The sequence below is a fragment of the Streptococcus parasanguinis genome (assembly GCF_019929185.1).
In the GTDB taxonomy this organism is placed as follows: domain Bacteria; phylum Bacillota; class Bacilli; order Lactobacillales; family Streptococcaceae; genus Streptococcus; species Streptococcus parasanguinis_O.
Genome location: NZ_JAHZPC010000001.1, coordinates 138,862 through 159,964, shown reverse-complemented (window position 1 = coordinate 159,964; position 21,103 = coordinate 138,862). Strand labels below are relative to the sequence as shown.

Genomic DNA, 21,103 nt, shown 5'->3' with positions numbered 1-21,103 from the left:
TAAGGGCCTAGGACACACTGTTCTGGGTTCTTTTAGAAACTACTACTAGAGGAAAGATGTTAAAAAAACTATTTCAACAAGTCATTCGTTTCTTTGCAAGATTGTTTTCTTCGCACAGCAAGCCCTTTGAATTCCCAAAAGGGTCGAAGAAACCTCCGATCAGACCGATTCTCTTTGTCCCCGGGAGTTCAGCTAGTATCCAGCGATTCAATGGAACCATCCGTATGCTCCATCGCTTTTCTAGAAAAAAGCAAAGTCTTTTAAAAATTAAGGTCAATAAAGATGATTCTATAGAGATGGAAGGAAGACTGAATACGAAAGAGCCGAATCCGATGATTGTGATTGGCTTTGAGAATAATCGTGATGGCTACAGCAATATCAAGCAGCAAATCGAATCCCTTAAGATCGCTCTTACCTACCTTCTTGATCACTATCATTTTACAGAGTTTAAGGCAGTCGGGCACTCCAATGGAGGATTGGTTTTGACTGGTTTACTGGAAAGTGGCTTTTTAGAAAAGAAAAAGCTGACCGTGAGCAAGCTTGCTATTATTGGCAGTCCTTACCGTTTCAATCAAGAGATGTATGACGATTTTCAAACATGGAAGCATCGTCTGGGAAAAGAAGTAGAAGTTCTTAATTTTGTTGGTAGCTTTGCTGGAAAATCAGATGGCATCGTTCCTCTCTCTAGTGCACAAGCAGCAAAATCTATTTTTGAGAAACAAGCCTATACAGAAGTGAATTTAAACGGTCGTAAGGCTCATCATTCAGCTTTACCCACTAATCCAGATCTAGTGAAACAATTAAGTCTATTTTTGAATCTATAATGAAATTACATAATTTCGGTTATGTAATTTTTATTTGTCTCTTGCAATCCTTAAGTAAATATGGTACATTTTTGATAGCGATTACACATACCTAAGGAGGATTTAATGAAAGATCCTAAATTACTAGAGACAATGAAAGTTTACAAGGGACTGGATGACGTTCCCGAAGATTTTGATAACTTTTGGAATCAAGCCCTAGCAAAGATGACTGAACTGCCTGAATACAAGCTCGAAGAACGAGATTTCAGCATTCCAAATGTGATTTGTTATGAATTAACCTTTAAAGGAACACGAGATGGGCTCGTTTATGCGCGGGTTGTTTTTCCAAAAACGGATCAAAAGGTTCCCGTCATTTTCCATTTTCATGGCTATATGGGTCGTTGTTGGGATTGGGCTGATATGCTGGCTTATACAGTAGCCGGCTATGGTGTTGTGTCTATGGACGTGAGAGGGCAGTCAGGCTATTCAACAGACGGTGACCGCTCACCACTTGGAAATACGGTAAAAGGACAGATTATCCGTGGAGCCGTGGAAGGCCCTGATGAGCTCTTTTATAAGGATGTCTACTTGGATCTTTACCAGTTAATTGAAATTGTAGCCAACCTTCCTCAAGTAGATGACAGCAAACTTGCCAGCTACGGAGCCTCTCAAGGTGGTGCCCTGGCCCTGATTGCTGCTGGATTAAATCCCCGAATCCAACGAACAGTCGCCATTTATCCATTCTTATCGGATTTCAGACGGGTATTAGAGATCGGAAATACCAGTGAGGCCTATGACGAGCTTTTCCGTTATTTCAAGTTCCATGATCCATTCCATGAAACGGAAGATCGTTTGATGCAGACTTTGGCCTATATTGATGTGAAAAATTTTGCCCATCGTATCAAAGGACAGGTTCACATGATTACAGGTCTAGATGATGATGTCTGTTATCCTGAAACGCAGTTTGCCATTTATAATCGATTAGAAGGTCCAAAAGAGCATTTAATCATGCCAGAATATGCCCACGAAGCTATGAATGTTCAAGTCAATGATCGAGTCTATAATTGGCTCTGTGGTAGCAAGATTCCATTTCGATATGTAGAAAAATAAGTTAGAAAAGAAAAACAATCAGTAAATCCATGAGATTTGCTGATTGTTTTGTGTTTAAAAGGGATCTAGTATAGAAAGAAAACTAAAAGTTTATGTACAATTGACTTAACATGAGCTAAACAATTGATACAACTGAATTAGAAGCATAAAGTACATTCTTTAAGGAGTGTACTTTATTTTTGTTTTGTACATTATTCTGGAGTGGTATTTTGTATGTTTTCTAGTACATAATATCCTCTAATCTGAGAAATTAATTTGTAGATTATTTTCAATGATAATCAATGTATAATAAAAAATTTAAAGTTCAAATTCTGAAACTACTTTCACATATAAATAATTGAATATAAATTGCTGTAGACCTATAATAAAGATAGGGATAATAAGAATTCTTCATAGAAAGGAGTATACTGTATCCTAAGGGTCAGTATTATTAATAAATCATGAAAAAAATAATTATTTTTATCTTGTTAATCTTCTTAATCCTTTCTATTATTGCAATTTATACATACTACGTGTTCTAAAAAATAAAATAAAGAGATATTTTTGACACATAAACTCCCACGTAATATAATCAAATTGTCGAATAAACAGCTCAAGGATACACTAAATCCCTAGAAGACAACAGTCCTCTAGGGATTTTTTACGTCGGTTTTTGATTAAAGTGTATTCTGGAGCTGAAAATGGTTTATCCTTTTTGGATTATGGATAATTGAAAAAATTTTTAGTTTTCACTTAAATAAAGTACATTTTCGCATGGATTGAGAGTGGTTAAAATTTCCAGTGTTCACATGAATAAAGTACATTTTGGACCGATTTTTGCCCGAAAAAATTTTTTAGTTATTCAAAAAAAATTTTTGTTAACCTATAGATACCCTATAACATCTTTCCGAAAAACTATAATTTTCTTGAAAAATATACCTGGTTATGCTATACTACTAGTATAGATAGATTTGGAGAAAAACATGAAACGCGAGATCTTATTAGAACGGATTGATAAACTCAAACAAGTCATGCCCTGGTACGTATTGGAATATTACCAATCAAAACTGACCGTTCCATATAGTTTTACAACCTTGTACGAATACTTAAAGGAATACGATCGATTTTTCACCTGGGTCTTGGAATCTGGTATATCGGATGCTGACACCATGGCCGAGATCCCTTTAGACGTCCTGGAGCACATGACCAAGAAAGACATGGAATCCTTTATTCTTTACTTACGTGAACGTCCTCTGCTTAATGCCAATACGACAAAAAACGGGGTTTCCCAAACGACCATTAATCGTACCCTTTCTGCACTATCTAGTCTCTATAAGTATTTGACCGAGGAAGTTGAAAACGAGCAAGGGGAACCTTATTTCTACCGTAATGTCATGAAAAAGGTTGCTACCAAGAAAAAGAAAGAAACCTTGGCTGCTCGAGCTGAAAATATCAAGCAAAAACTCTTTTTGGGTGATGAAACAGAAGGTTTTCTTAACTATATCGACCAGGAGTACCCGCAAACCCTCTCAAATCGCGCCTTATCCTCCTTTAATAAGAATAAAGAGCGAGATTTAGCCATTATAGCACTCCTTCTTGCCTCTGGTGTCCGTTTATCTGAGGCAGTCAACTTGGACCTTCGTGACCTCAATCTTAAGATGATGGTGATTGACGTCACTCGAAAAGGTGGAAAACGAGACTCGGTTAATGTTGCTGCCTTTGCTAAGCCTTATCTGGAGCAATATCTTGCTATTCGAGACAAACGTTACAAGACTGAAAAAACTGATACAGCTCTCTTTATAACCATGTATCGAGGTGTTCCAAACCGAATTGATGCTTCTAGTGTTGAAAAAATGGTCGCCAAGTATTCAGAAGACTTCAAAGTCCGCGTGACGCCCCACAAACTACGCCACACCCTTGCAACCCGTCTCTATGATGCAACCAAATCACAAGTTTTGGTCAGCCATCAGCTGGGACATGCTAGTACACAAGTTACAGACTTGTATACGCATATCGTTAATGATGAGCAGAAAAATGCCTTGGATAGTTTATAAAATTACATAACGTAAATTATGTAAAAAGCATTCTAATAGAAAAAGAGCGTAAGATTTTTTATGGAATCTTACGCTCTTTTATACTTTCTATAAAAATTCGATCCAATAATTACGGTGTGGCTCAATAATGACTGGTTTTCCCCAAAATGATTTTAGATAGGCCAGATTTGCAGGGGTGACCGGTCTTTTTTCACCATTGTACTTCTCTGCACTCTCTTCTGTTAAAAAGCATTTAACAGCTTCATATGGCGTACCATCGCTCGCTATTCGATCAATCCCTAAATAAGCAATTTCATCACCGGCCTTCGGAAAATCTGTAAATAGTTTACCAATAAAATAAACCGTCTTATCTTTCATTAATTCATAAGCTTTACTATTTTCCAATCTGTTATTCGCTGCAGCGTACATAATACAAAAGCTGTCCACGATATCTTTCAAATGCATTAATTCTTGTTCGCTAACGATTATTTCCTCAGGAGCAAGACCTCCAATGATTAAGTTTTCATAATGAGGTTGCTGGATGACGTTATCTAAAGCCATTCCTAATGGTAGTTGGACAGCTTGATAGCCTAATGGTTCTAGCTCCTGTTTTTTCTGGTCAACATGTTCTTGTGTAATACTGACATACAAATCATAAGGACTTGAAGATTGTTGTTTGCTAAAAAAAGCCACTACTATACGATCTAACTGTTCAAATAGACCAAGATTTTCAACTGGAATTTTCATCATCGAATATAATCCCCTTTTGTGTTCAGATTTCCTCTATATTGTACTCTCATGGTATTTAAATATCAAGTTTAAGATAAAAGATATCCATGTTAAATGGATATCTTTTACTTTATTCCACCACTGCTTCAGCAATTTCCTCTGCAGTGATTCCTGCGAAGTAACGACCTAGATTAATGGTTTGAAGGGCTTTGAGGATGTCTTCACGTTCATATTTGACACAACGAAGAACGTCTTCTACTGCTGCAACATCTTCGATACCAAAGAAGTCTCCATAAATCTTGATGTCTTGGATTTTGGATTCAATGACGTTTGCGAAGATTTCAACCTTACCGCTAGGGAATTTAGTGCCACGACGGACATTGTATTCAGGAGACTTTCCATAGTTCCAGTCCCAGGTACCGAACTTGGTTTCCTTGATACGATTGATTTCAGCCAATTCTTCATCTGAGAAGACATATTCTGTCATCTCAGGGTATTCTTTCTTCATGTAGTCCAAAAGCAAGTCACGGAACTCTTCAACCGTGATTTTTTCTGGCAATTCATCGATGATATTGGTCACACGAGCACGAACCGATTTAACTCCTTTAGACTCAAACTTGTCTTTAGACACCTTGAGAGCATTGGCAAGGACTGACAGATCCACGTCAAATAGAAGACAACCGTGGTGCATAATGCGTCCGTTGATATAAGCTTGGGCATTTCCACAGAATTTCTTACCATCAATTTCCAAGTCGTTACGACCTGTGAATTCAGCCTTCACTCCAAGCTGAGCCAAGGTGTTGATCACGGGAGTTGAAAGGCTCTTGAAGTCAAAGGCCTTATTTTCATCTTCTTTTGAAATGATGGTGTAGTTGAGGTTGTTCAAATCGTGATAAACAGCCCCACCACCACTGATCCGGCGAACCACTTCAATCCCATGCTCCCGAACATAGTCACGGTTGATTTCTTCGATGGTATTTTGGTGACGACCAACGATAATCGAAGGTTTGTTAATCCAAAGAAGGAAGATTTGATCCTCATCTAACAGATGCTTAAAAGCATACTCTTCTAAAGCAATATTAAAAGCAGTATCATTTGAATAATTAATAATGTATTTCATAAGATTCCTTTATATACGATAGAGACTGGTCCAGCATTTGCTGTCCAGCCATTCTATCATTTCAAATACTATTTCTTCTTAGGTGAGTGAACTGCCAAGCCAAGTACATCCGCAAAAGCTTCGTACATCACTTCTGAGAAGGTTGGGTGCCCGTGGATGGTCTTGAGCATTTCTTCTACAGTGATTTCCATCTCAATGATGGTTGAAGCTTCGTTGATCAATTCAGCTGCTGCTGGACCAATGATGTGAACCCCAAGAACTTCTCCATATTTCTTGTCTGCAATGACTTTAACAAATCCTTGAGCCGCATCTGATGCAATGGCACGTCCGTTTGCGGCAAAATTAAATTTACCGATTTGGACATCATATTTCTCACGAGCTTGTTCTTCTGTCAAACCAACAGCCGCAACTTCTGGAAGGGTGTAGATCGCTGCAGGAGTCAAGTTCAATTTGGCAACAGCATGATTTCCCTTAAGAGCATTTTCGGCCGCTACTTCACCCATACGGAAGGCAGCATGAGCCAACATCTTGGTACCGTTGATATCACCTGGTGCATAGATACCTGGAACAGACGTTTCCATGTATTCGTTAACTTTGATCCGTCCACGATCCAATTCAAACTCGACTTCACCGATACCTTCAAGGTCTGGAACACGGCCGATTGAAAGAAGGGCTTTGTTGGCGATGATATCATCTTTTCCTTCGACCTTGATACGGAGTTTACCATCTTCTTCAATGATTTCTTGCAATTTCGTATCCGTCAAGATGGTCATACCCTTGCGTTCAAGGATTAAACGAAGGTTCTTAGATACTTCCGCATCCATAGCTGGAACAATACGGTCCATCATTTCGATAACAGTAACTTTTGAACCGAAGGTCATGAAAGCTTGTCCAAGTTCGATACCGACAACCCCACCACCAATGATCACAAGGCTTTCTGGAACTTCATTCATTTCAAGAATATCGTCACTGGTCATGACAAGGGATGATTCCATACCTGGAACGTTAATCTTGCTAACTTTTGAACCACCGGCAAGGATGATTTTCTTCGTTTCAAGCAATTCAGAACCATTAACCAAGACATTCTTATCTTTCGTAATGGTACCGATACCCTTGTGAACATCCACTCCGTAGCTGCGAAGAAGTCCTGCAACACCACCGACGAGGGTATTTACGACCTTGTTCTTGGTTTCAAGAACCTTATCCATATCTACTGAGAAACTTGGATTTTCAATGATAATACCACGGTTTGCTGCATGACCAATATTTTCAATAATTTCAGCATTGTGGAGGTAAGTCTTAGTTGGGATACATCCGCGGTTCAAGCATGTTCCACCAAGTTCAGATTTCTCAACAAGAGCAACTTTACCACCTAGTTGAGCTGCCTTAATAGCAGATACGTAGCCAGCAGGGCCCCCACCGATTACTACGATATCATAAGCGTCATCGCTCTTATTGTCATCGTTTGAAGCACTTGCTGCAGCTGGTGCTGGACTCGCTTCTGGTGCTGCTACTCCAGCTGTAGGGATGTTTTCCCCTTCTTCACCAAGATAACCGATTACTTCTGTGACAGGAACTGTTTCGCCGTCTCCTTTCAGGATAGCGATCAAGTAGCCGTCTTCTTCCGCTTCCAACTCCATGCTGACTTTGTCTGTCATGATTTCAAGGAGTACTTCTCCTTCTTTTACAAATTCGCCGACTTTCTTATTCCACTGAACGATTTGTCCTTCGGTCATATCTACGCCGGCTTTTGGCATAATTACTTCTAAGGCCATTTTATTTCCCTCTTTTTCTTGTTTCTATTCTCTCGTTGATTAGACCAACATTGAAATCGGGTCTTCAATCAAGGCTTTCAAGTCTTTCATGAATTTGGCACCAGCCATACCATCGACAACGCGGTGGTCGATGGTCAAGCCCAAGCTCATGATTGGACGAATAACGATTTCACCATTCACAACCACTGGTTTTTCAACCGTTGCACTAACTCCAAGGATGGCAGAGTTTGGTTGGTTGATAATCGGTCCAAATGATTGAACGCCAAACATTCCCAAGTTACTGATGGTAAAGGTTGAGTTTTGCAATTCACTTGGAGCAAGCTTACCATCCAAGGTACGTCCGATAACGTCCTTGAAGGCGACCACCAACTCTGACAAGGTCATCTTTTCAGCATTGTAGACAACTGGAGTCATCAAGCCATTGTCCATCCCAACTGCCATCGCTAAGTTGACATAGTTATGAGTAATGATGGTTTTGCCATCTTCTGTCAATGACGCATTGATGTATGGGTGTTTCATCAAGGTCTTAACAACTGCTAGAGAAAGCAAATCTGTTACAGTGATTTTCTTGCCAGTGGCTTCCATGATTGGATCCAATACCTTCTTACGAAGGGCCAACATTTGAGACATATCAACGTCATAGTTCAATGTAAAGGTTGGTGCTGTTAAGTAAGATTCCACCATCCGTTGAGCGATTACCTTCCGCATTGGTGTCATCGGAATCCGCTCAATCTCACCATAAGGTGTCACATTATCTGGAGCTTCCTCCACCTTCTCGATTTGAGCAGGTGACTTAATGGTCTCATTCTCGATATTTTCAGGAAGGAAAGCAAGGACGTCCTTCTTCATGATCTTACCACGATGACCAGTTCCTTGAATCTCTTGCCAAGCAATATTGTGTTCTAAAGCAATTCGTTTTGCAAGTGGTGAAATGCGAACCACATTTGTGTCTTTATATGTTTCCACGTCTTCTTTGTGGACACGACCGTTTGCGCCTGAACCAGAAACATCATAGAGGTTGATCCCAAGATCATCCGCTAATTTTCTAGCCGCAGGAGTCGCTCTTAGCTTATCATCAGCCATGACTTCTCCTATTCTATTACAAGATATTAAGGACGTAGAGGACAAAGAAAAAATAGGAGATTGACGCTGTGTTACATGAACACGAGGAAATCTATCTTTTTTTCACAGTCCTCCGTCCGGATTCAGTTACAAGATACTAAGGGCGTCAAAAGTCTCAGTGAAAATAGGAAACTTGACGAAGAAAGTTTAGTTTCTAGGAAAGTTTATCTTTTTCAGCCAGACTTTAGCCCGTGCTCTAATTTAAGATATCAAGGACGTAGAGAACTTTGCATCAATAGATACAAAGTTTCCTCGTCTAATTTAATAAATATTACATAATTTAGGTTATGTATTATTCTTTGTTGTATGTTTTACGAATAGCATCTTTGATGCTTTCAACTGTTGGAATCATTGCATTTTCAAGGTTTTGTGCGTAAGGCATTGGCACATCTTCCCCCGCACAACGGCGGATTGGTGCATCCAAGTAATCAAATGCTTCTGATTCAGAAATAATAGCTGAAATTTCACCAATATAGCCACTTGTTTTGTGGGCATCATTGACAAGGACTACTTTTCCTGTCTTCTTGACAGAATTAATGATGATCTCTTTATCAAGTGGAACCAAGGTACGTGGGTCTACTACTTCTACTGAGATCCCTTCTTCTGCTAATTCTTCAGCAGCTTGCATCACGCGACGAAGCATTTTTCCGTAGGTTACGACAGTGACGTCAGTTCCTTCACGTTTGATTTCTCCGACACCAAGTGGAATCGTGTAGTCTGGATCAACTGGCACTTCCCCTTTTTGGTTGAATTCTGATTTATATTCAAGAATGATAACGGGGTTGTTGTCGCGAATAGAAGACTTAAGCAGTCCCTTCATATCCGCTGGCGTACCAGGAGCAACAACTTTCAAACCAGGAATATGAGTAAACCATGATTCTAACGATTGGGAGTGTTGGGCTGCAGAACCAACTCCATTCCCAGCAGCACAGCGAATAGTCATCGGCACTTGACCTTTACCACCAAACATGTAGCGAGTTTTAGCAGCTTGGTTGACAATAGCATCCATGGCAATTACTGAGAAATCCATGAAGGTCATATCAACGATTGGGCGAAGTCCAGTCATGGCTGCCCCTGCTGCCGCACCTGAAATCGCGGCCTCAGAAATCGGACAGTCACGGACACGTTCTGGACCAAACTCTTCCAGCATCCCTACAGAAGTTCCGAAGTCTCCACCGAAAACTCCGACATCTTCTCCCATCAACAATACATTTTCGTCGCGACGCATTTCCTCAGACATAGCAAGGATAATGGTATCGCGGAAAGACATTAATTTAGTTTCCATAATTCTCTACTCCCCCTTAGTCTGCGTAAATATCTTCGAAAGCTGATTCAAGTGGAGGGAATGGGCTTTCTTCCGCAAATTTCACTGAAGCTTCCACTGCTTCTTTCACTTCTTCTTGGATTTGATCCAATTCTTCTGCGCTCGCAATCTCATTTTCAAGGAGATACTTGCGAAGGTTTTCGATTGGATCTTTCTTCTTCCACTCTTCTACTTCTTCACGAGTCCGGTATTTACCAGGGTCAGATGAAGAGTGACCAAGCCAACGATAGGTGACACTTTCAATCAAGACAGGTCCTTTACCAGAGCGGACGTGTTCAACAGCTTTTTGGAATCCTTCATAGACATCGATAACGTTATTTCCATCAGGAATAAACATTCCAGGAATGCCGTAAGCAGCACTACGTTCGTGGATATGCTGGATATTGGTCATTTTCTTGATGTCAGCAGAGATTCCATAACCGTTATTGATACAGTAGAAAATTACTGGAAGATTCCAAATAGAAGCCATATTCACCGCTTCGTGGAAGACACCTTCATTGGTTGCACCATCGCCAAAGAAGCAGACGACAATCTTACCAGTCTTTTTCATTTGTTGAGTAAGGGCAGCACCTACTGCAATTCCCATACCACCACCAACGATCCCGTTAGCACCAAGGTTACCAGCATCGAGGTCAGCGATATGCATGGAGCCACCCTTCCCTTTACAAGTACCCGTATACTTACCAAGGATTTCAGCCATCATGCCATTCAAATCGATTCCTTTAGCAATGGCTTGTCCGTGTCCACGGTGGTTAGATGTCAGCAAATCATCGTCGTTTAAAGCCAACATGGCTCCAACGTTAGCTGCTTCTTCCCCAACAGAAAAGTGCGTCATTCCTGGCACTTTCCCTTTTTTTACTAACTGTGCAATTTTTAAGTCCATGCGACGGATTTCTTCCATTTTACGGAACATTTCCAATAAGAGACTTTTATCTAATGTTGCCATCATTTCGCCTTTCTTAGCATTTATTCATTCTCTTTCATTCTAGCCAAAAATGAAAGCACTGTCAAAAATAATGCTCATATGATTTCACAAACTTTATTCCTTGGAAGAAGGTTTTATAAGCTTTTTAAAATCCAAATACAATATTTCACAATCTTTTCTCTTCTTCCTTTGCTATACATATAAAAAAACCGATAGGATCCTATCCTACCGGTCGTTATCTTATGATTGGCGTTGGCCAAAGTCATGAATCATTTGTTCCAATTCTTCACGACTAGGTGTTGTAAGCATATAGAGGTAATCTCCCTGAAGTTCCGCAAAGGCTGCAGGCATGTCTTTCTTGACACGGAATTGATCATGGTATTTAGCCAAAACTTCTTCTTCTGACAGAACATAGGCTGCATTGGCACGGCGTGAAGTCGCCAAGCAATATAGGGGCTCAAATTCAGAAGCTGGGAAAGGTTCTCCAGCTACGATAGCAGCATAGCCACGGTACAAATCAATCGAGTGGGCATAGTTGTAGACGTCAATGGTAAAGCCACCTGCAGGGCGATTATTGTACTCGATCGCAATATAGTCATCCCCATCGCGGAAGAATTCGATGTGGAAGAAACGTTCTTTCATGCCAAAGGCTTTGACAATCGCTTCCCCGTATTGACGCAATTTTGGATCCATCTTTTTGAGAACATAATAAGAGTTGTCCATCTTGTAGAGCATCAAATCGAGTGGCGTATAAGCATAGTCAAATGTAGTGGAGAAGACAATGTTGCCATCACGATCAACCAGACCATCAAAGGTACAAATCTCACTAGAAGTGACAAATTTCTCAAAGAAGTACTCTGTATGGCCATCCCATTCTGCCTTGAAATGGTCCACATCTTCTGGCGTTTCGATCTTGAAGGTCGCTGCTGCTCCTACCCCATTGTCAGGCTTAGCAATCAAAGGCAACCCAATCTTCTTCACAGCTTTATCAATGTCTTTTTCTGTTTTAACCACAGCACCAGGTACGACTGGGACTCCAGCTTTCTTGAAGAGTTTCTTCATTTCGGATTTGAACTTGGTTTTCTTCAAATCTTTTGGCTTAGCCCCGAAGACATTGAATTGCTCCCGAAGCGCTGCATCCAATTCCAACCAGTATTCATTGTGGGATTCGATGCGATCGATTGGCCCGTGTTTGTAGAAAAGAAAGGCTACTGCTCGCTTCACTTCGTCTAGATTTTCCAAATTTTCAACTCGGAAATATTCTGTTAAGCTGTTGCGCAAAGGCGCATCTAACTGTTCATATGGCTCTTGACCAATTCCCAAAACAGTGATCCCTTTATTAGCCAACTCGATTGTAAATTGTTGGAAGTTTTGTGGGTAATATGGTGAAATAACGATATAATTCATTGAGGTCTCCTCCCTTTTTACTTATAGATACATTTGGCCTAGGAAATATGGCATTTGTTTGCGCCACCATTCCCAATCGTGGGCGACATCATGCCCCCATTCAGCGAACCATGCAGGAATTTTTTTGTGATCAAAGGCTTCTTTCAGTTTGTAGAAAGATGGAAGTCCATCTTGTTCCCAAGCCCCTAAACCAGTACAAACAACGATTTCAGCCTGACGGTAACGATCGATAAACCAGCCATCGTTTTGGTTCCAAATATAATCAGATGGCGAGTTTTGGTAAATTGCTTCATCGCCTCCAAAGTCACCAACAAAGAAACGAGCGTCATAGACACCACTCAAGGCAATCACTTTGTTAAAGACATCTGGATGTTGCAAGAAGAAGTTGAGCGCGTGGTAGGCTCCCATAGAGCAACCAGTTGTCATCATCGGATCAAACCAGCCTGTTTTGTGTTTGATAAAAGGAATGGCTTCTTCAATCACATAGCGTTCATAAGCTCGGTGCATTTCTGCTCGATCGTGAGGATTCTTCCAATTACAAAGCCAGCTATCACTATCCACACTCGAAAGGGTAAAGAATTGAACTCGTCCTTCTTCGATAAACTGAGCACAAGCATCAATCATACCAAAGTCATAATACTCGTTATGGCTTCCACCTGATGAAGCAAAGACCACAACAGGAATACCTGCGTGTCCATAGCGGTTCAGATACATTTCACGGTTGAGTTGGCCACTCCAGTGGCTTAAATGTTCAATATTCATAAGTTCCCTCTTTCCTTTATTTCTTCAATTTACAGTCTATTAATCCCATTTTTCTGCCAAAAAGCGAAGGCATTCTGGTAAATGTTCGGCCCATGCTTCTTCGTGGTGAATAGCCCCAGATTGAATCCGAATGGCAATATTTTCCAAAGCCACCCCTTGTTGAATGACGTCGTGATAATAACGAAGAGATGAATCGATATAGGCTTGCTTGATGTTTCCTGCCATCAAAGTTTTATCCGTATCATCCGCCTCTTCAGTTCCTACATAGATGTAAATCCGTTGGTCTGCATACAATTTTTTGCGTTCGATATAATGATTGAAGGCATCTTGGTGAAGCCAGTTAGCAGATGAAAAGACCCCTAAACATCCGATTTGATCTTGGTACTCTAAGCCCAAAAATTGGGTAATATTTCCCCCCAAGGAAGAACCAATCATGGCCGTATGTTCTCGATCAGCAAGAGTCCGGTATTCTTGGTCGATAAAAGGTTTCACCACCTCCATGACAAATTCGCCGTACTCAACTCCCTTGCCACCAAATTGCATGCCAGGAATATTGGATTCCTTGTACTTCCAGGCAGAGTATTCATTCATGCGTTGGAAACCATCATTATCGATCGCAACAACAATCATGCGACTAATATCTGGATTCCGCTTAATGGCTGGAATCACCTTCCAGGAATGACCCGCATAAGCTTCCTTGCTATACAAGACATTTTGCCCATCGTGGAAATAAACAACAGGGTAACGTCTATCTGTATCCGTTTCATAATTCTTAGGTAATAAGACTCGCACACGACGGAGTTTTCCGGTATAAGGCACTTTCAACTCGTGTGTCTTCATATCTAAATAAAAATAGGATTTGTTCATTGTCAGAAAACTCTCTATATTCTAAATTTTATTCATTATACCATTTTTAGAAGAAAAAGTCTGGATTTTCTCCAAACTTTTTCCTTTATTGGGTTATTTTTCCATAAACTGAGACAAATCTTGTAAAGAACGTTCGGCAATTTTCTCATACCGTTCCTTTTTATCCCGAATGCGTGGTCCTTCTAGCTCCTTGATAATCCCGAAGTTGACATTCATGGGTTGGAAATGTTTGCTATCGGCATGGGTGATATAGTGAGCCAAACTTCCGATAGCTGTTGTTTCTGGGAAAATCGCTGCTTCTTCTCCTTTGAAAAGGCGAGCGGCATTGATTCCAGCTACCAAACCTGAGGCAGCTGACTCAACATAGCCTTCTACCCCTGTCATTTGACCCGCAAAGAAGAGGTTTGATTGTTTCTTCGAACGGTAGGTTTGTTCAAGCAGATTTGGAGAATCCATGTAGGAATTGCGGTGCATGACACCATATCTCACAAATTCCGCATGTTCCAAACCTGGAATCATTTGGAAGACCCGTTTTTGTTCGCCCCATTTAAGGTGAGTTTGGAAGCCAACGATATTGTAAAGGCTGGCAGCCGCATTGTCTTGGCGCAATTGGACTACCGCATAAGGGGTCTTAAACTCCCCATCACGTTGCCCTTTGTAATCATCAGGATACTCGAGCCCAACTGGTTTCATAGGGCCATAGAGCATGGTTTTGATGCCTCGTTTGGCCATGACTTCAATGGGCATACAACCTTCAAAATACTTTTCTTTTTCAAAAGAGTTGAGCGGGGCTTCTTCCGCATTGACCAAGGCCTCGTGGAAGTCCATAAACTCTTGCTTGGTCATCGGGCAGTTGAGATAAGCTGCTTCTCCCTTGTCATAGCGTGACTTGAGATAGACCTTGTTCATATCGACAGTATTGACATCGATGATTGGAGCTGCTGCATCATAGAAATAGAAACCATCGCCACCATTAAGGGCATGGATCTTTTCTGCCAAGGCATCACTGGTTAGAGGGCCTGTTGCGACCACTGTGATGGCATCTGTCGGCAATTCCGTAATTTCATCACGAATGACTTCAATGAGTGGGTGTTGGGACACCTTCTCCGTCACTCGATTAGCAAAACCTTCTCGGTCCACAGCAAGTGCTCCACCGGCTGGTACCCGAGTCGCTTCAGCTGCTTCAAGGATGATAGAACCCAGACGGCGCATTTCTTCTTTGAGGAGCCCGACAGCATTGGTCAGAGAATCCCCACGAAGAGAGTTGGAACAAACTAGCTCAGCAAAGTTGTCTGTTTTGTGTTGCGGAGTGGATTTGACTCCACGCATTTCGTAAAGCTTGACCGGAATTCCCTGTTGGGCAATCTGGTAAGCTGCTTCCGAGCCTGCAAGGCCTGCACCGATCACATTGATATAAGATTGAGACATGACACTAATACCTCTTTGGGTATCAAAACACCCCACTGGACTGTTAGACACCCACAAATCTTTCTAATTAATACTTGGTCCATTATACCAAAAAGCTAAGTAAAAAGACAGACAGGAGGATTCCTGAATGTCTTTCCAAAATTATTTTTTCTTGAAAATGTATATCTCCTTACCCAGTTTTCTTTCATCTTTTACACTCAAACGTACTTCAGTATTCTTAGGTAATTTTTCAATTTCAACTATTTGAGCAAGCAAATAGTTAAAATCAGAGTTTGTCCAATTGTCAATATCTTCATTAGTTACTTGGAGGTTTTGTTTTCGTACCTCTTTTATATTAATGAATATCTCAATACTAAAAGGCGAACGATTATCAACAACTCTTTTTAAGAGTATATCTCGATTACGGACGAGTGTCTCTTCATCAAGATTGTTGACTCTACTTGAGTCTAAATCCTCGATTAAGGGAGTGAGTTCTTCTACATCCGTCTTCAAAATTTCTTCTCTTTTTTCTCTCTCTTCAAGACGGATTTTAGGGTTATCACTGTATTCTTCTTTCGGTTCCAAAGAATAATTGAACCAAAAGTGATAGTGATCCAATTCAACTGAATTTTTAATGTAAAGTTTCCTAAGCGCATCATCGCTTAAATATGTTGAAGTCAAGCTAGCACTTTGAAGTATCGTATTGTAAGCTTTTTTAAATCGGTCATAGTCGTCATCACCAGAATCATACTCCATTTCTAAACGATAGACTGTTTTCTTAGGAAAAACAAAGAAAATTTTCTTTTCAACTTCTTTAAGCTCCGGATTGTATTTAAGGACTGGAGTTTTCTCAACATAGTCTTTTTCAAAATCCACATAGACATCAACTACTTTTCTAGTTCCTTTAATGTAATTCGGATATCTCTTATAATCAAAGGCAGCTGTCGAGTATTCTTCTGCTTCTAGTCCTGCAGCTTCTACTACTGAACGGATATTTGAAATAGCTGTTTTAGCTAAATCACGATCGATTCTGTAGTTGTTACGTGTCGATAAAATAAATAACGTGAGAATAGGCAACAGTACGCCAATTACTTTCTTAATCACTTTGCTTTTCATTTCCCCTCCTAGCATGCAATTTTAAAAAAATCTTTACGATGATTATTTTCGTTCCAGTAAGAATCTTAACGGGATCAATTTCCTGTTGATTGGTGATCTTTAAAAATTTTATAATTTTTTCTGACCTAGTGTACTTCCAGATTTATTGACATAACCAGGCTGCTAAGAGGGCAGATAAGATACTGAATAAGGACCCGATCAAGTAATACTCTGCAAAGGCTGGATTCTCGGAAATTTTATTGTAGCGGGCGATGGACTTGGCTGTAAAGACCAGGCCGATAGAAGCAAATTGCCCATAGACGAGACATGCACCGATCACCAAACGCTCTAAAAAGCCAATCATGGAACCAGCACCAGTGATCGTATCCATTTTCTTCTTGCTGGTGGGTTGATACTTGGTAAACAGAATTTTAAAGGCAATATTGCTCGGTTTCCCAACTAGGAGGACATAAAAGATTAGATTTAAAGTGTCCAGAGGCAGATAGGTCGAACCATTCTTCGCTCCTAAAAGGATTAGACACGTCAAGATGCCAATATGCAAGACTTGATCCAAGGCAAAGGTCCATGCGGTTGGTAATTTCAATTGCTTCTGCACGATCGGTTTTAAGAAATCTATTCCAGCATGAGTCAGTAAAATGACCAAGCAAATCCACCACAAATCTAGATGAAAGAGAGAAACCACGATCAGAGGCAGAGCTACATATAGAATGTGAAGCCCGAGAACCTTCTTATCCTGATCCTTGCGATCCGCCATCTTCTGACTTTGAAAATAATAATCCGATAACAAATGACAAATCAACAAAAGGATTAAGTATGTATTCGTTACGATACTAGACAATCCGCTCATGGGCCTCTCCTTTCTCTAAGCTTTGAATACAAGCTAGTGCTGCTGCTCGTCCCCGTAAATAAACACGAATACTGCTACTCTTTAAGCGCTTGGACAGGGCACTAGGGTTGAGCTCTAGCGATTGGGCCAAATCCTGCTGGCTAAAGCTTTCACTATAGACAGATCTCTTTAGCAGATTGAGCAGGATCTCTTCTTGGCTCTCTCTCCAACCCGAACGTATGGCCTCTCCGGAAGCGATGAGGGCATTCACCACTAAGTCCTGGCTGTCATTACCGCTCAAAAAATAGATCTGAGTGCTGCCATAATCATTTTTCTGATGGACCAGATTAATAGCTGCACGAGCATTCCAATAGGCCGGTCCATCTGCACCGATACTTTGCAGGGGATCGATATCCGTTACAATCTCACCGAGGCCAATGCCGAAACGAAGTTGAGTCGGCTTTAGTTCTGAACGCAGGGTATCAATGATTTGAAAAACCGGAGCCTCCACTTTTAAAAGCGCTTGAAACTCATCCCCCAAAGTTAGGGTAAAAGCCGATGCTAGGCAGTTTTTAAAAAGCTCATTGATCTTTTGAAGCGTTTTTTCCAATTGTTTTTGCAGGTCAAAACGTTCTTGTACGATTTTGGAATCAATCACATCTGCAATCAAAGCAAGATACATAAGCCCACCTCCTTATGTCTATTATAACGAAAAAAACAAAAAATGTCTATTATAACAGACATTTATAAAAATTGCTGTTATAACAGACATTTAATAACTTATTTCACTTTTTCTTCTTCGTAGTCACCATTGCTACATACGACTTGTTTGCCACCGCCACGGACTTTCTTCTCAACTAAGTAATGACCACATTTTGGACAATCCCGGCCGATTGGCTTGTCCCAAGAAGTGAATTCACAGTCTGGGTAGCGATTACAGCCATAGAAAATACGATTTCGTTTGGTTTTACGTTCGATGATTTGTCCCTGATGACAGTCAGGACACTCCACACCGATTTCTTTGACAATCGCTTGGGTATGGCGACAATCTGGGAAATTACTACAAGCATAGAACTTACCAAAACGTCCTAATTTAATCACCATCGGGCTGCCACAGACTTCACAATCAAAACCAGCCGGTTCATCTTTGATTTGGATTTTTTCCATCTCTTCTTCAGCTTTTGCGACTTCTTTGGAGAATGGTTTGTAGAAGGCATCAATGACTTTTTGCCACTCTTCTTTTCCGAGTTCGACATCATCGAGTTTCCCTTCCATCTCCGCTGTGAAGGTCACATTGACAATATCTGGGAAAAACTCAACAATCAGTTTATTAACGATCTCCCCTAATTCCGTTGGTTCAAAACGTTTAGCTACCAGCTTCACATAATAACGTTTTTGAATGGTCTCAATCGTCGGAGCATAGGTTGAAGGACGACCAACACCGTTCTCTTCCAAGGTCTTAATCAAGGTTGCTTCAGAATAACGGGCCGGTGGTTGGGTAAAGTGTTGCTCCGGCTTGCTATTGACTTGCTTGACGATATCACCTTCTACCATGTCCGGCAACATCTTGTTCTTATCTGAATCATTATAAATCGCCAAATAACCATCAAACTTCACCTGGCTCCCATTTGCCGTATACTGAACCCCATTTTGACCTAAACGGACATTCATGGTATCAAAGACAGCTGCTGTCATTTGACTAGCCACAAAGCGGTTCCAAATCAAGGTGTAGAGTTTCAATTGGTCTTTGTCCAAGTATTTAGCAATGCTTTCAGGAGTATTGAAGACGCTGGATGGACGAATCGCTTCGTGGGCATCTTGGGCACCAGAGGCGTTTTTCACACGGCTTCCATGCTTAGAATATTTCTCACCGAAGCGATCCACGATAAAGTTAGCTGCCTCATTTTGCGCAACCGGACTAATCCGTGTGGAGTCGGTACGCATATAGGTAATCAAACCTTGAACACCAGAACCAATATTGATTCCTTCGTACAATTGCTGGGCGACCATCATGGTCTTGCGTGTACGAAAGTTGATCTTATTGGCAGCATCCATCTGCATAGAAGATGTGGTGTAAGGAAGGGGAGCATTGCGACGACGTTCTTTCTTTTCAACTTTTTCAACGGTAAAATCTTTGCCATCTAAGCGTTCAAGAACAGCTTTCACCTCTTCATTGGTGTTGAGCTTCATCTTCTTGCCATCAATCCCATAGAAGCTAGCTTGGAATTGTTTGGTCCCTTTTTTGAAGACACCATCAATGGTCCAGTATTCTTCCGGCTTGAAATCATTAATTTCGTTTTCACGATCAATGATTAATTTGAGGGCAACAGATTGCACGCGCCCTGCAGAAAGTCCTTTTTTGACCTTTTTCCAAAGAATAGGCGAAATTGAATACCCTACAATCCGGTCCAAGACCCGACGTGCTTGTTGGGCATCAACCAAATCCATATCGATTTGACGCGGTTCTTTAAAGGCATTTTTTACGGCATCCTTGGTGATTTCATTAAAAACCACGCGGTTCTTTTCTTTGGCATCCAAGTTCAAAATATGAGCCAAATGCCAAGAAATAGCTTCTCCTTCTCGGTCCGGGTCACTTGCGAGAAAGACTTGTTTGGCTTTTTTAGCTTCTTTTTTCAAATCATTGATCAAGGGACCTTTTCCGCGAATATTGATATACTCCGGTTCATAGTTATTGTCGAAATCAATCGACATGGTTGATTTTTTCAGGTCCCGAATATGGCCAACACTGGCCATGACTTTGTAGTTACGACCAAGGTATTTCTCGATTGTTTTCGCCTTCGCAGGAGACTCCACAATCACCAAATTTTTCTTGGTTGTACTGCTTTTCTTTTTTGTTACCACGTTTTATCCCTCTGTATTGTATAAATCTCATTGAGTTTAATACATTTTAAGAAAGATGTCAACTAGGAACTTCTCCTATAGGAAAATCACAATTCGTATTTCAATTCATCAAGAATGTCCTGGCCTGAGGTGACAAGCTTTGCGCCTTCTTGAATCAGGTGATGGCAGCCTGCAGATTTACCATCTAAAATATTTCCTGGAATAGCAAAAACGTCTCGTCCTTCTTCCATAGCACGCTCACAAGTAATCAAACTGCCTGAACGGAGTCGCGCCTCTGCCACAATCACAGCCTGACAGAGACCTGCAATGATGCGATTTCTCTCAGGAAAATGAAACTTAAGAGGAGCCTGTCCTGGACCATACTCGCTCAAGATCAGATGGTGTTCTCCCATATGGGTCTGTAATCTCTGATTGTTCTTAGGATAAAAGACATCCAGTCCCGTTCCAATCACCCCGATGGTCTTGCCACCATTGCGGATACTGGCATAATGAGCTGTCGCATCAATTCCCTTAGCAAGTCCACTAACAATGACCAATTCATTACCAAGTTCCTTAATAATCTTCTCTACAGAACGAACCCCTTCTCGCGTGGTCTCCCGAGCTCCAACAACTGCAATCTTCGGTCTGGTTAACAGTTGCAAATCTCCCTGGTAAAAAAGGAGTACAGGAGGATTGTAGATCTGTAGCAATTCCTCAGGGTATTCAGGATCAAAAATGGATAGAGATGGGAACCGTTCAAACTCCTCGTGTAAATGGTCTTCATCTAGTTGTCGGTATTTGTCTACAAAATGAAGGATACTGCGACAGCGAGCGATCCTTGCTATCTCTTCTAAGCTTGGTAAGACTTGCTCTTTCCTACAGTAGTCCAAGACTCTCAAGACTTGCTCATTTGATAAACCGGCTTCTTTTAATTTAAAGATTTCAAATTTCTCCATG

General features: G+C 40.9%; 18 protein-coding genes. 3 read left to right on the top strand and 15 right to left on the bottom strand.

Going from position 1 to position 21,103, the window contains the following annotated elements:
* Positions 1 to 56: 56 nt before the first annotated feature.
* The 3 genes from K1I56_RS00770 to xerS all read left to right on the top strand — a co-directional run bounded on the left by K1I56_RS00770 (position 57) and on the right by xerS (position 3,946).
* Positions 57 to 824 (top strand): alpha/beta hydrolase, encoded by a 768-nt coding sequence (locus K1I56_RS00770; RefSeq protein ID WP_223324696.1) that lies wholly within the window; start codon positions 57 to 59, stop codon positions 822 to 824.
* 105 nt (positions 825 to 929) lie between these two features.
* Positions 930 to 1,913, top strand: coding sequence for an acetylxylan esterase (locus K1I56_RS00765; protein ID WP_223324695.1), 984 nt, complete (start codon positions 930 to 932; stop codon positions 1,911 to 1,913).
* 962 nt (positions 1,914 to 2,875) lie between these two features.
* Complete coding sequence (gene xerS, locus K1I56_RS00760) at positions 2,876 to 3,946, top strand: tyrosine recombinase XerS (protein ID WP_223324694.1); 1,071 nt, start codon at positions 2,876 to 2,878, stop codon at positions 3,944 to 3,946.
* An 87-nt stretch (positions 3,947 to 4,033) separates the two neighbouring features.
* Here xerS and K1I56_RS00755 read toward each other — a convergent pair whose 3' ends face one another.
* The 15 genes from K1I56_RS00755 to dprA form a co-directional block, all read right to left on the bottom strand.
* Complete coding sequence (locus tag K1I56_RS00755) at positions 4,034 to 4,675, bottom strand: hypothetical protein (protein ID WP_223324693.1); 642 nt, start codon at positions 4,673 to 4,675, stop codon at positions 4,034 to 4,036.
* 109 nt (positions 4,676 to 4,784) lie between these two features.
* The gene (gene lplA, locus K1I56_RS00750) at positions 4,785 to 5,774 is read right to left on the bottom strand and encodes a lipoate--protein ligase (protein WP_223324692.1); all 990 of its coding nucleotides are present in this window, start codon (positions 5,772 to 5,774) and stop codon (positions 4,785 to 4,787) included.
* 68 nt (positions 5,775 to 5,842) lie between these two features.
* The gene (gene lpdA / locus K1I56_RS00745) at positions 5,843 to 7,549 is read right to left on the bottom strand and encodes a dihydrolipoyl dehydrogenase (protein WP_223324691.1); all 1,707 of its coding nucleotides are present in this window, start codon (positions 7,547 to 7,549) and stop codon (positions 5,843 to 5,845) included.
* Positions 7,550 to 7,588: 39 nt separating this feature from the next.
* Complete coding sequence (locus K1I56_RS00740; protein WP_223324690.1) at positions 7,589 to 8,632, bottom strand: dihydrolipoamide acetyltransferase; 1,044 nt, start codon at positions 8,630 to 8,632, stop codon at positions 7,589 to 7,591.
* A gap of 331 nt (positions 8,633 to 8,963) precedes the next feature.
* Positions 8,964 to 9,956 carry an alpha-ketoacid dehydrogenase subunit beta gene (locus K1I56_RS00735; protein ID WP_003011072.1) on the bottom strand — a complete coding sequence of 331 codons (993 nt, stop codon included), beginning with the start codon at positions 9,954 to 9,956 and terminating at the stop codon, positions 8,964 to 8,966.
* Between the two features lie 16 nt (positions 9,957 to 9,972).
* Positions 9,973 to 10,941, bottom strand: a complete 969-nt coding sequence (locus K1I56_RS00730; protein ID WP_003014979.1) for a thiamine pyrophosphate-dependent dehydrogenase E1 component subunit alpha — start codon at positions 10,939 to 10,941, stop codon at positions 9,973 to 9,975.
* 219 nt (positions 10,942 to 11,160) lie between these two features.
* Positions 11,161 to 12,327, bottom strand: coding sequence for an ATP-grasp domain-containing protein (locus tag K1I56_RS00725; RefSeq protein ID WP_223324689.1), 1,167 nt, complete (start codon positions 12,325 to 12,327; stop codon positions 11,161 to 11,163).
* A 21-nt stretch (positions 12,328 to 12,348) separates the two neighbouring features.
* Positions 12,349 to 13,089 carry an esterase family protein gene (locus K1I56_RS00720; RefSeq protein ID WP_223324688.1) on the bottom strand — a complete coding sequence of 247 codons (741 nt, stop codon included), beginning with the start codon at positions 13,087 to 13,089 and terminating at the stop codon, positions 12,349 to 12,351.
* Positions 13,090 to 13,128: 39 nt separating this feature from the next.
* Positions 13,129 to 13,956 carry an alpha/beta hydrolase gene (locus K1I56_RS00715; protein ID WP_031573204.1) on the bottom strand — a complete coding sequence of 276 codons (828 nt, stop codon included), beginning with the start codon at positions 13,954 to 13,956 and terminating at the stop codon, positions 13,129 to 13,131.
* Between the two features lie 93 nt (positions 13,957 to 14,049).
* Positions 14,050 to 15,384, bottom strand: coding sequence for a methylenetetrahydrofolate--tRNA-(uracil(54)-C(5))-methyltransferase (FADH(2)-oxidizing) TrmFO (gene trmFO / locus K1I56_RS00710; protein ID WP_223324687.1), 1,335 nt, complete (start codon positions 15,382 to 15,384; stop codon positions 14,050 to 14,052).
* Between the two features lie 141 nt (positions 15,385 to 15,525).
* Positions 15,526 to 16,479 carry a hypothetical protein gene (locus K1I56_RS00705; RefSeq protein ID WP_223324686.1) on the bottom strand — a complete coding sequence of 318 codons (954 nt, stop codon included), beginning with the start codon at positions 16,477 to 16,479 and terminating at the stop codon, positions 15,526 to 15,528.
* A 142-nt stretch (positions 16,480 to 16,621) separates the two neighbouring features.
* Positions 16,622 to 17,326, bottom strand: a complete 705-nt coding sequence (locus K1I56_RS00700) for a DUF3307 domain-containing protein (RefSeq protein WP_223324685.1) — start codon at positions 17,324 to 17,326, stop codon at positions 16,622 to 16,624.
* Positions 17,310 to 17,987: a SatD family protein gene (locus tag K1I56_RS00695; RefSeq protein ID WP_223324684.1), complete on the bottom strand. Its 678-nt coding sequence runs from the start codon at positions 17,985 to 17,987 to the stop codon at positions 17,310 to 17,312. Before K1I56_RS00695 ends, K1I56_RS00700 begins: the two co-directional genes overlap by 17 nt.
* Positions 17,988 to 18,085: 98 nt before the next feature.
* On the bottom strand, positions 18,086 to 20,167 hold the full coding sequence (topA, locus tag K1I56_RS00690; RefSeq protein ID WP_049522998.1) for a type I DNA topoisomerase: 2,082 nt from the start codon (positions 20,165 to 20,167) through the stop codon (positions 18,086 to 18,088).
* 86 nt (positions 20,168 to 20,253) lie between these two features.
* Positions 20,254 to 21,102, bottom strand: coding sequence for a DNA-processing protein DprA (gene dprA, locus K1I56_RS00685; protein WP_070665760.1), 849 nt, complete (start codon positions 21,100 to 21,102; stop codon positions 20,254 to 20,256).
* Between the last annotated feature and the right edge of the window lies 1 nt (position 21,103).

Bases quoted from the DNA above. Each gene is read 5' to 3' on its own strand.
- K1I56_RS00770 (WP_223324696.1), top strand. From the start codon at position 57: ATGTTAAAAAAACTATTTCAACAAGTCATTCGTTTCTTTGCAAGATTG.
- K1I56_RS00765 (WP_223324695.1), top strand. From the start codon at position 930: ATGAAAGATCCTAAATTACTAGAGACAATGAAAGTTTACAAGGGACTG.
- xerS (WP_223324694.1), top strand. From the start codon at position 2,876: ATGAAACGCGAGATCTTATTAGAACGGATTGATAAACTCAAACAAGTC.
- K1I56_RS00755 (WP_223324693.1), bottom strand. From the start codon at position 4,675: ATGATGAAAATTCCAGTTGAAAATCTTGGTCTATTTGAACAGTTAGAT.
- lplA (WP_223324692.1), bottom strand. From the start codon at position 5,774: ATGAAATACATTATTAATTATTCAAATGATACTGCTTTTAATATTGCT.
- lpdA (WP_223324691.1), bottom strand. From the start codon at position 7,549: ATGGCCTTAGAAGTAATTATGCCAAAAGCCGGCGTAGATATGACCGAA.
- K1I56_RS00740 (WP_223324690.1), bottom strand. From the start codon at position 8,632: ATGGCTGATGATAAGCTAAGAGCGACTCCTGCGGCTAGAAAATTAGCG.
- K1I56_RS00735 (WP_003011072.1), bottom strand. From the start codon at position 9,956: ATGGAAACTAAATTAATGTCTTTCCGCGATACCATTATCCTTGCTATG.
- K1I56_RS00730 (WP_003014979.1), bottom strand. From the start codon at position 10,941: ATGGCAACATTAGATAAAAGTCTCTTATTGGAAATGTTCCGTAAAATG.
- K1I56_RS00725 (WP_223324689.1), bottom strand. From the start codon at position 12,327: ATGAATTATATCGTTATTTCACCATATTACCCACAAAACTTCCAACAA.
- K1I56_RS00720 (WP_223324688.1), bottom strand. From the start codon at position 13,089: ATGAATATTGAACATTTAAGCCACTGGAGTGGCCAACTCAACCGTGAA.
- K1I56_RS00715 (WP_031573204.1), bottom strand. From the start codon at position 13,956: ATGAACAAATCCTATTTTTATTTAGATATGAAGACACACGAGTTGAAA.
- trmFO (WP_223324687.1), bottom strand. From the start codon at position 15,384: ATGTCTCAATCTTATATCAATGTGATCGGTGCAGGCCTTGCAGGCTCG.
- K1I56_RS00705 (WP_223324686.1), bottom strand. From the start codon at position 16,479: ATGAAAAGCAAAGTGATTAAGAAAGTAATTGGCGTACTGTTGCCTATT.
- K1I56_RS00700 (WP_223324685.1), bottom strand. From the start codon at position 17,326: ATGAGCGGATTGTCTAGTATCGTAACGAATACATACTTAATCCTTTTG.
- K1I56_RS00695 (WP_223324684.1), bottom strand. From the start codon at position 17,987: ATGTATCTTGCTTTGATTGCAGATGTGATTGATTCCAAAATCGTACAA.
- dprA (WP_070665760.1), bottom strand. From the start codon at position 21,102: ATGGAGAAATTTGAAATCTTTAAATTAAAAGAAGCCGGTTTATCAAAT.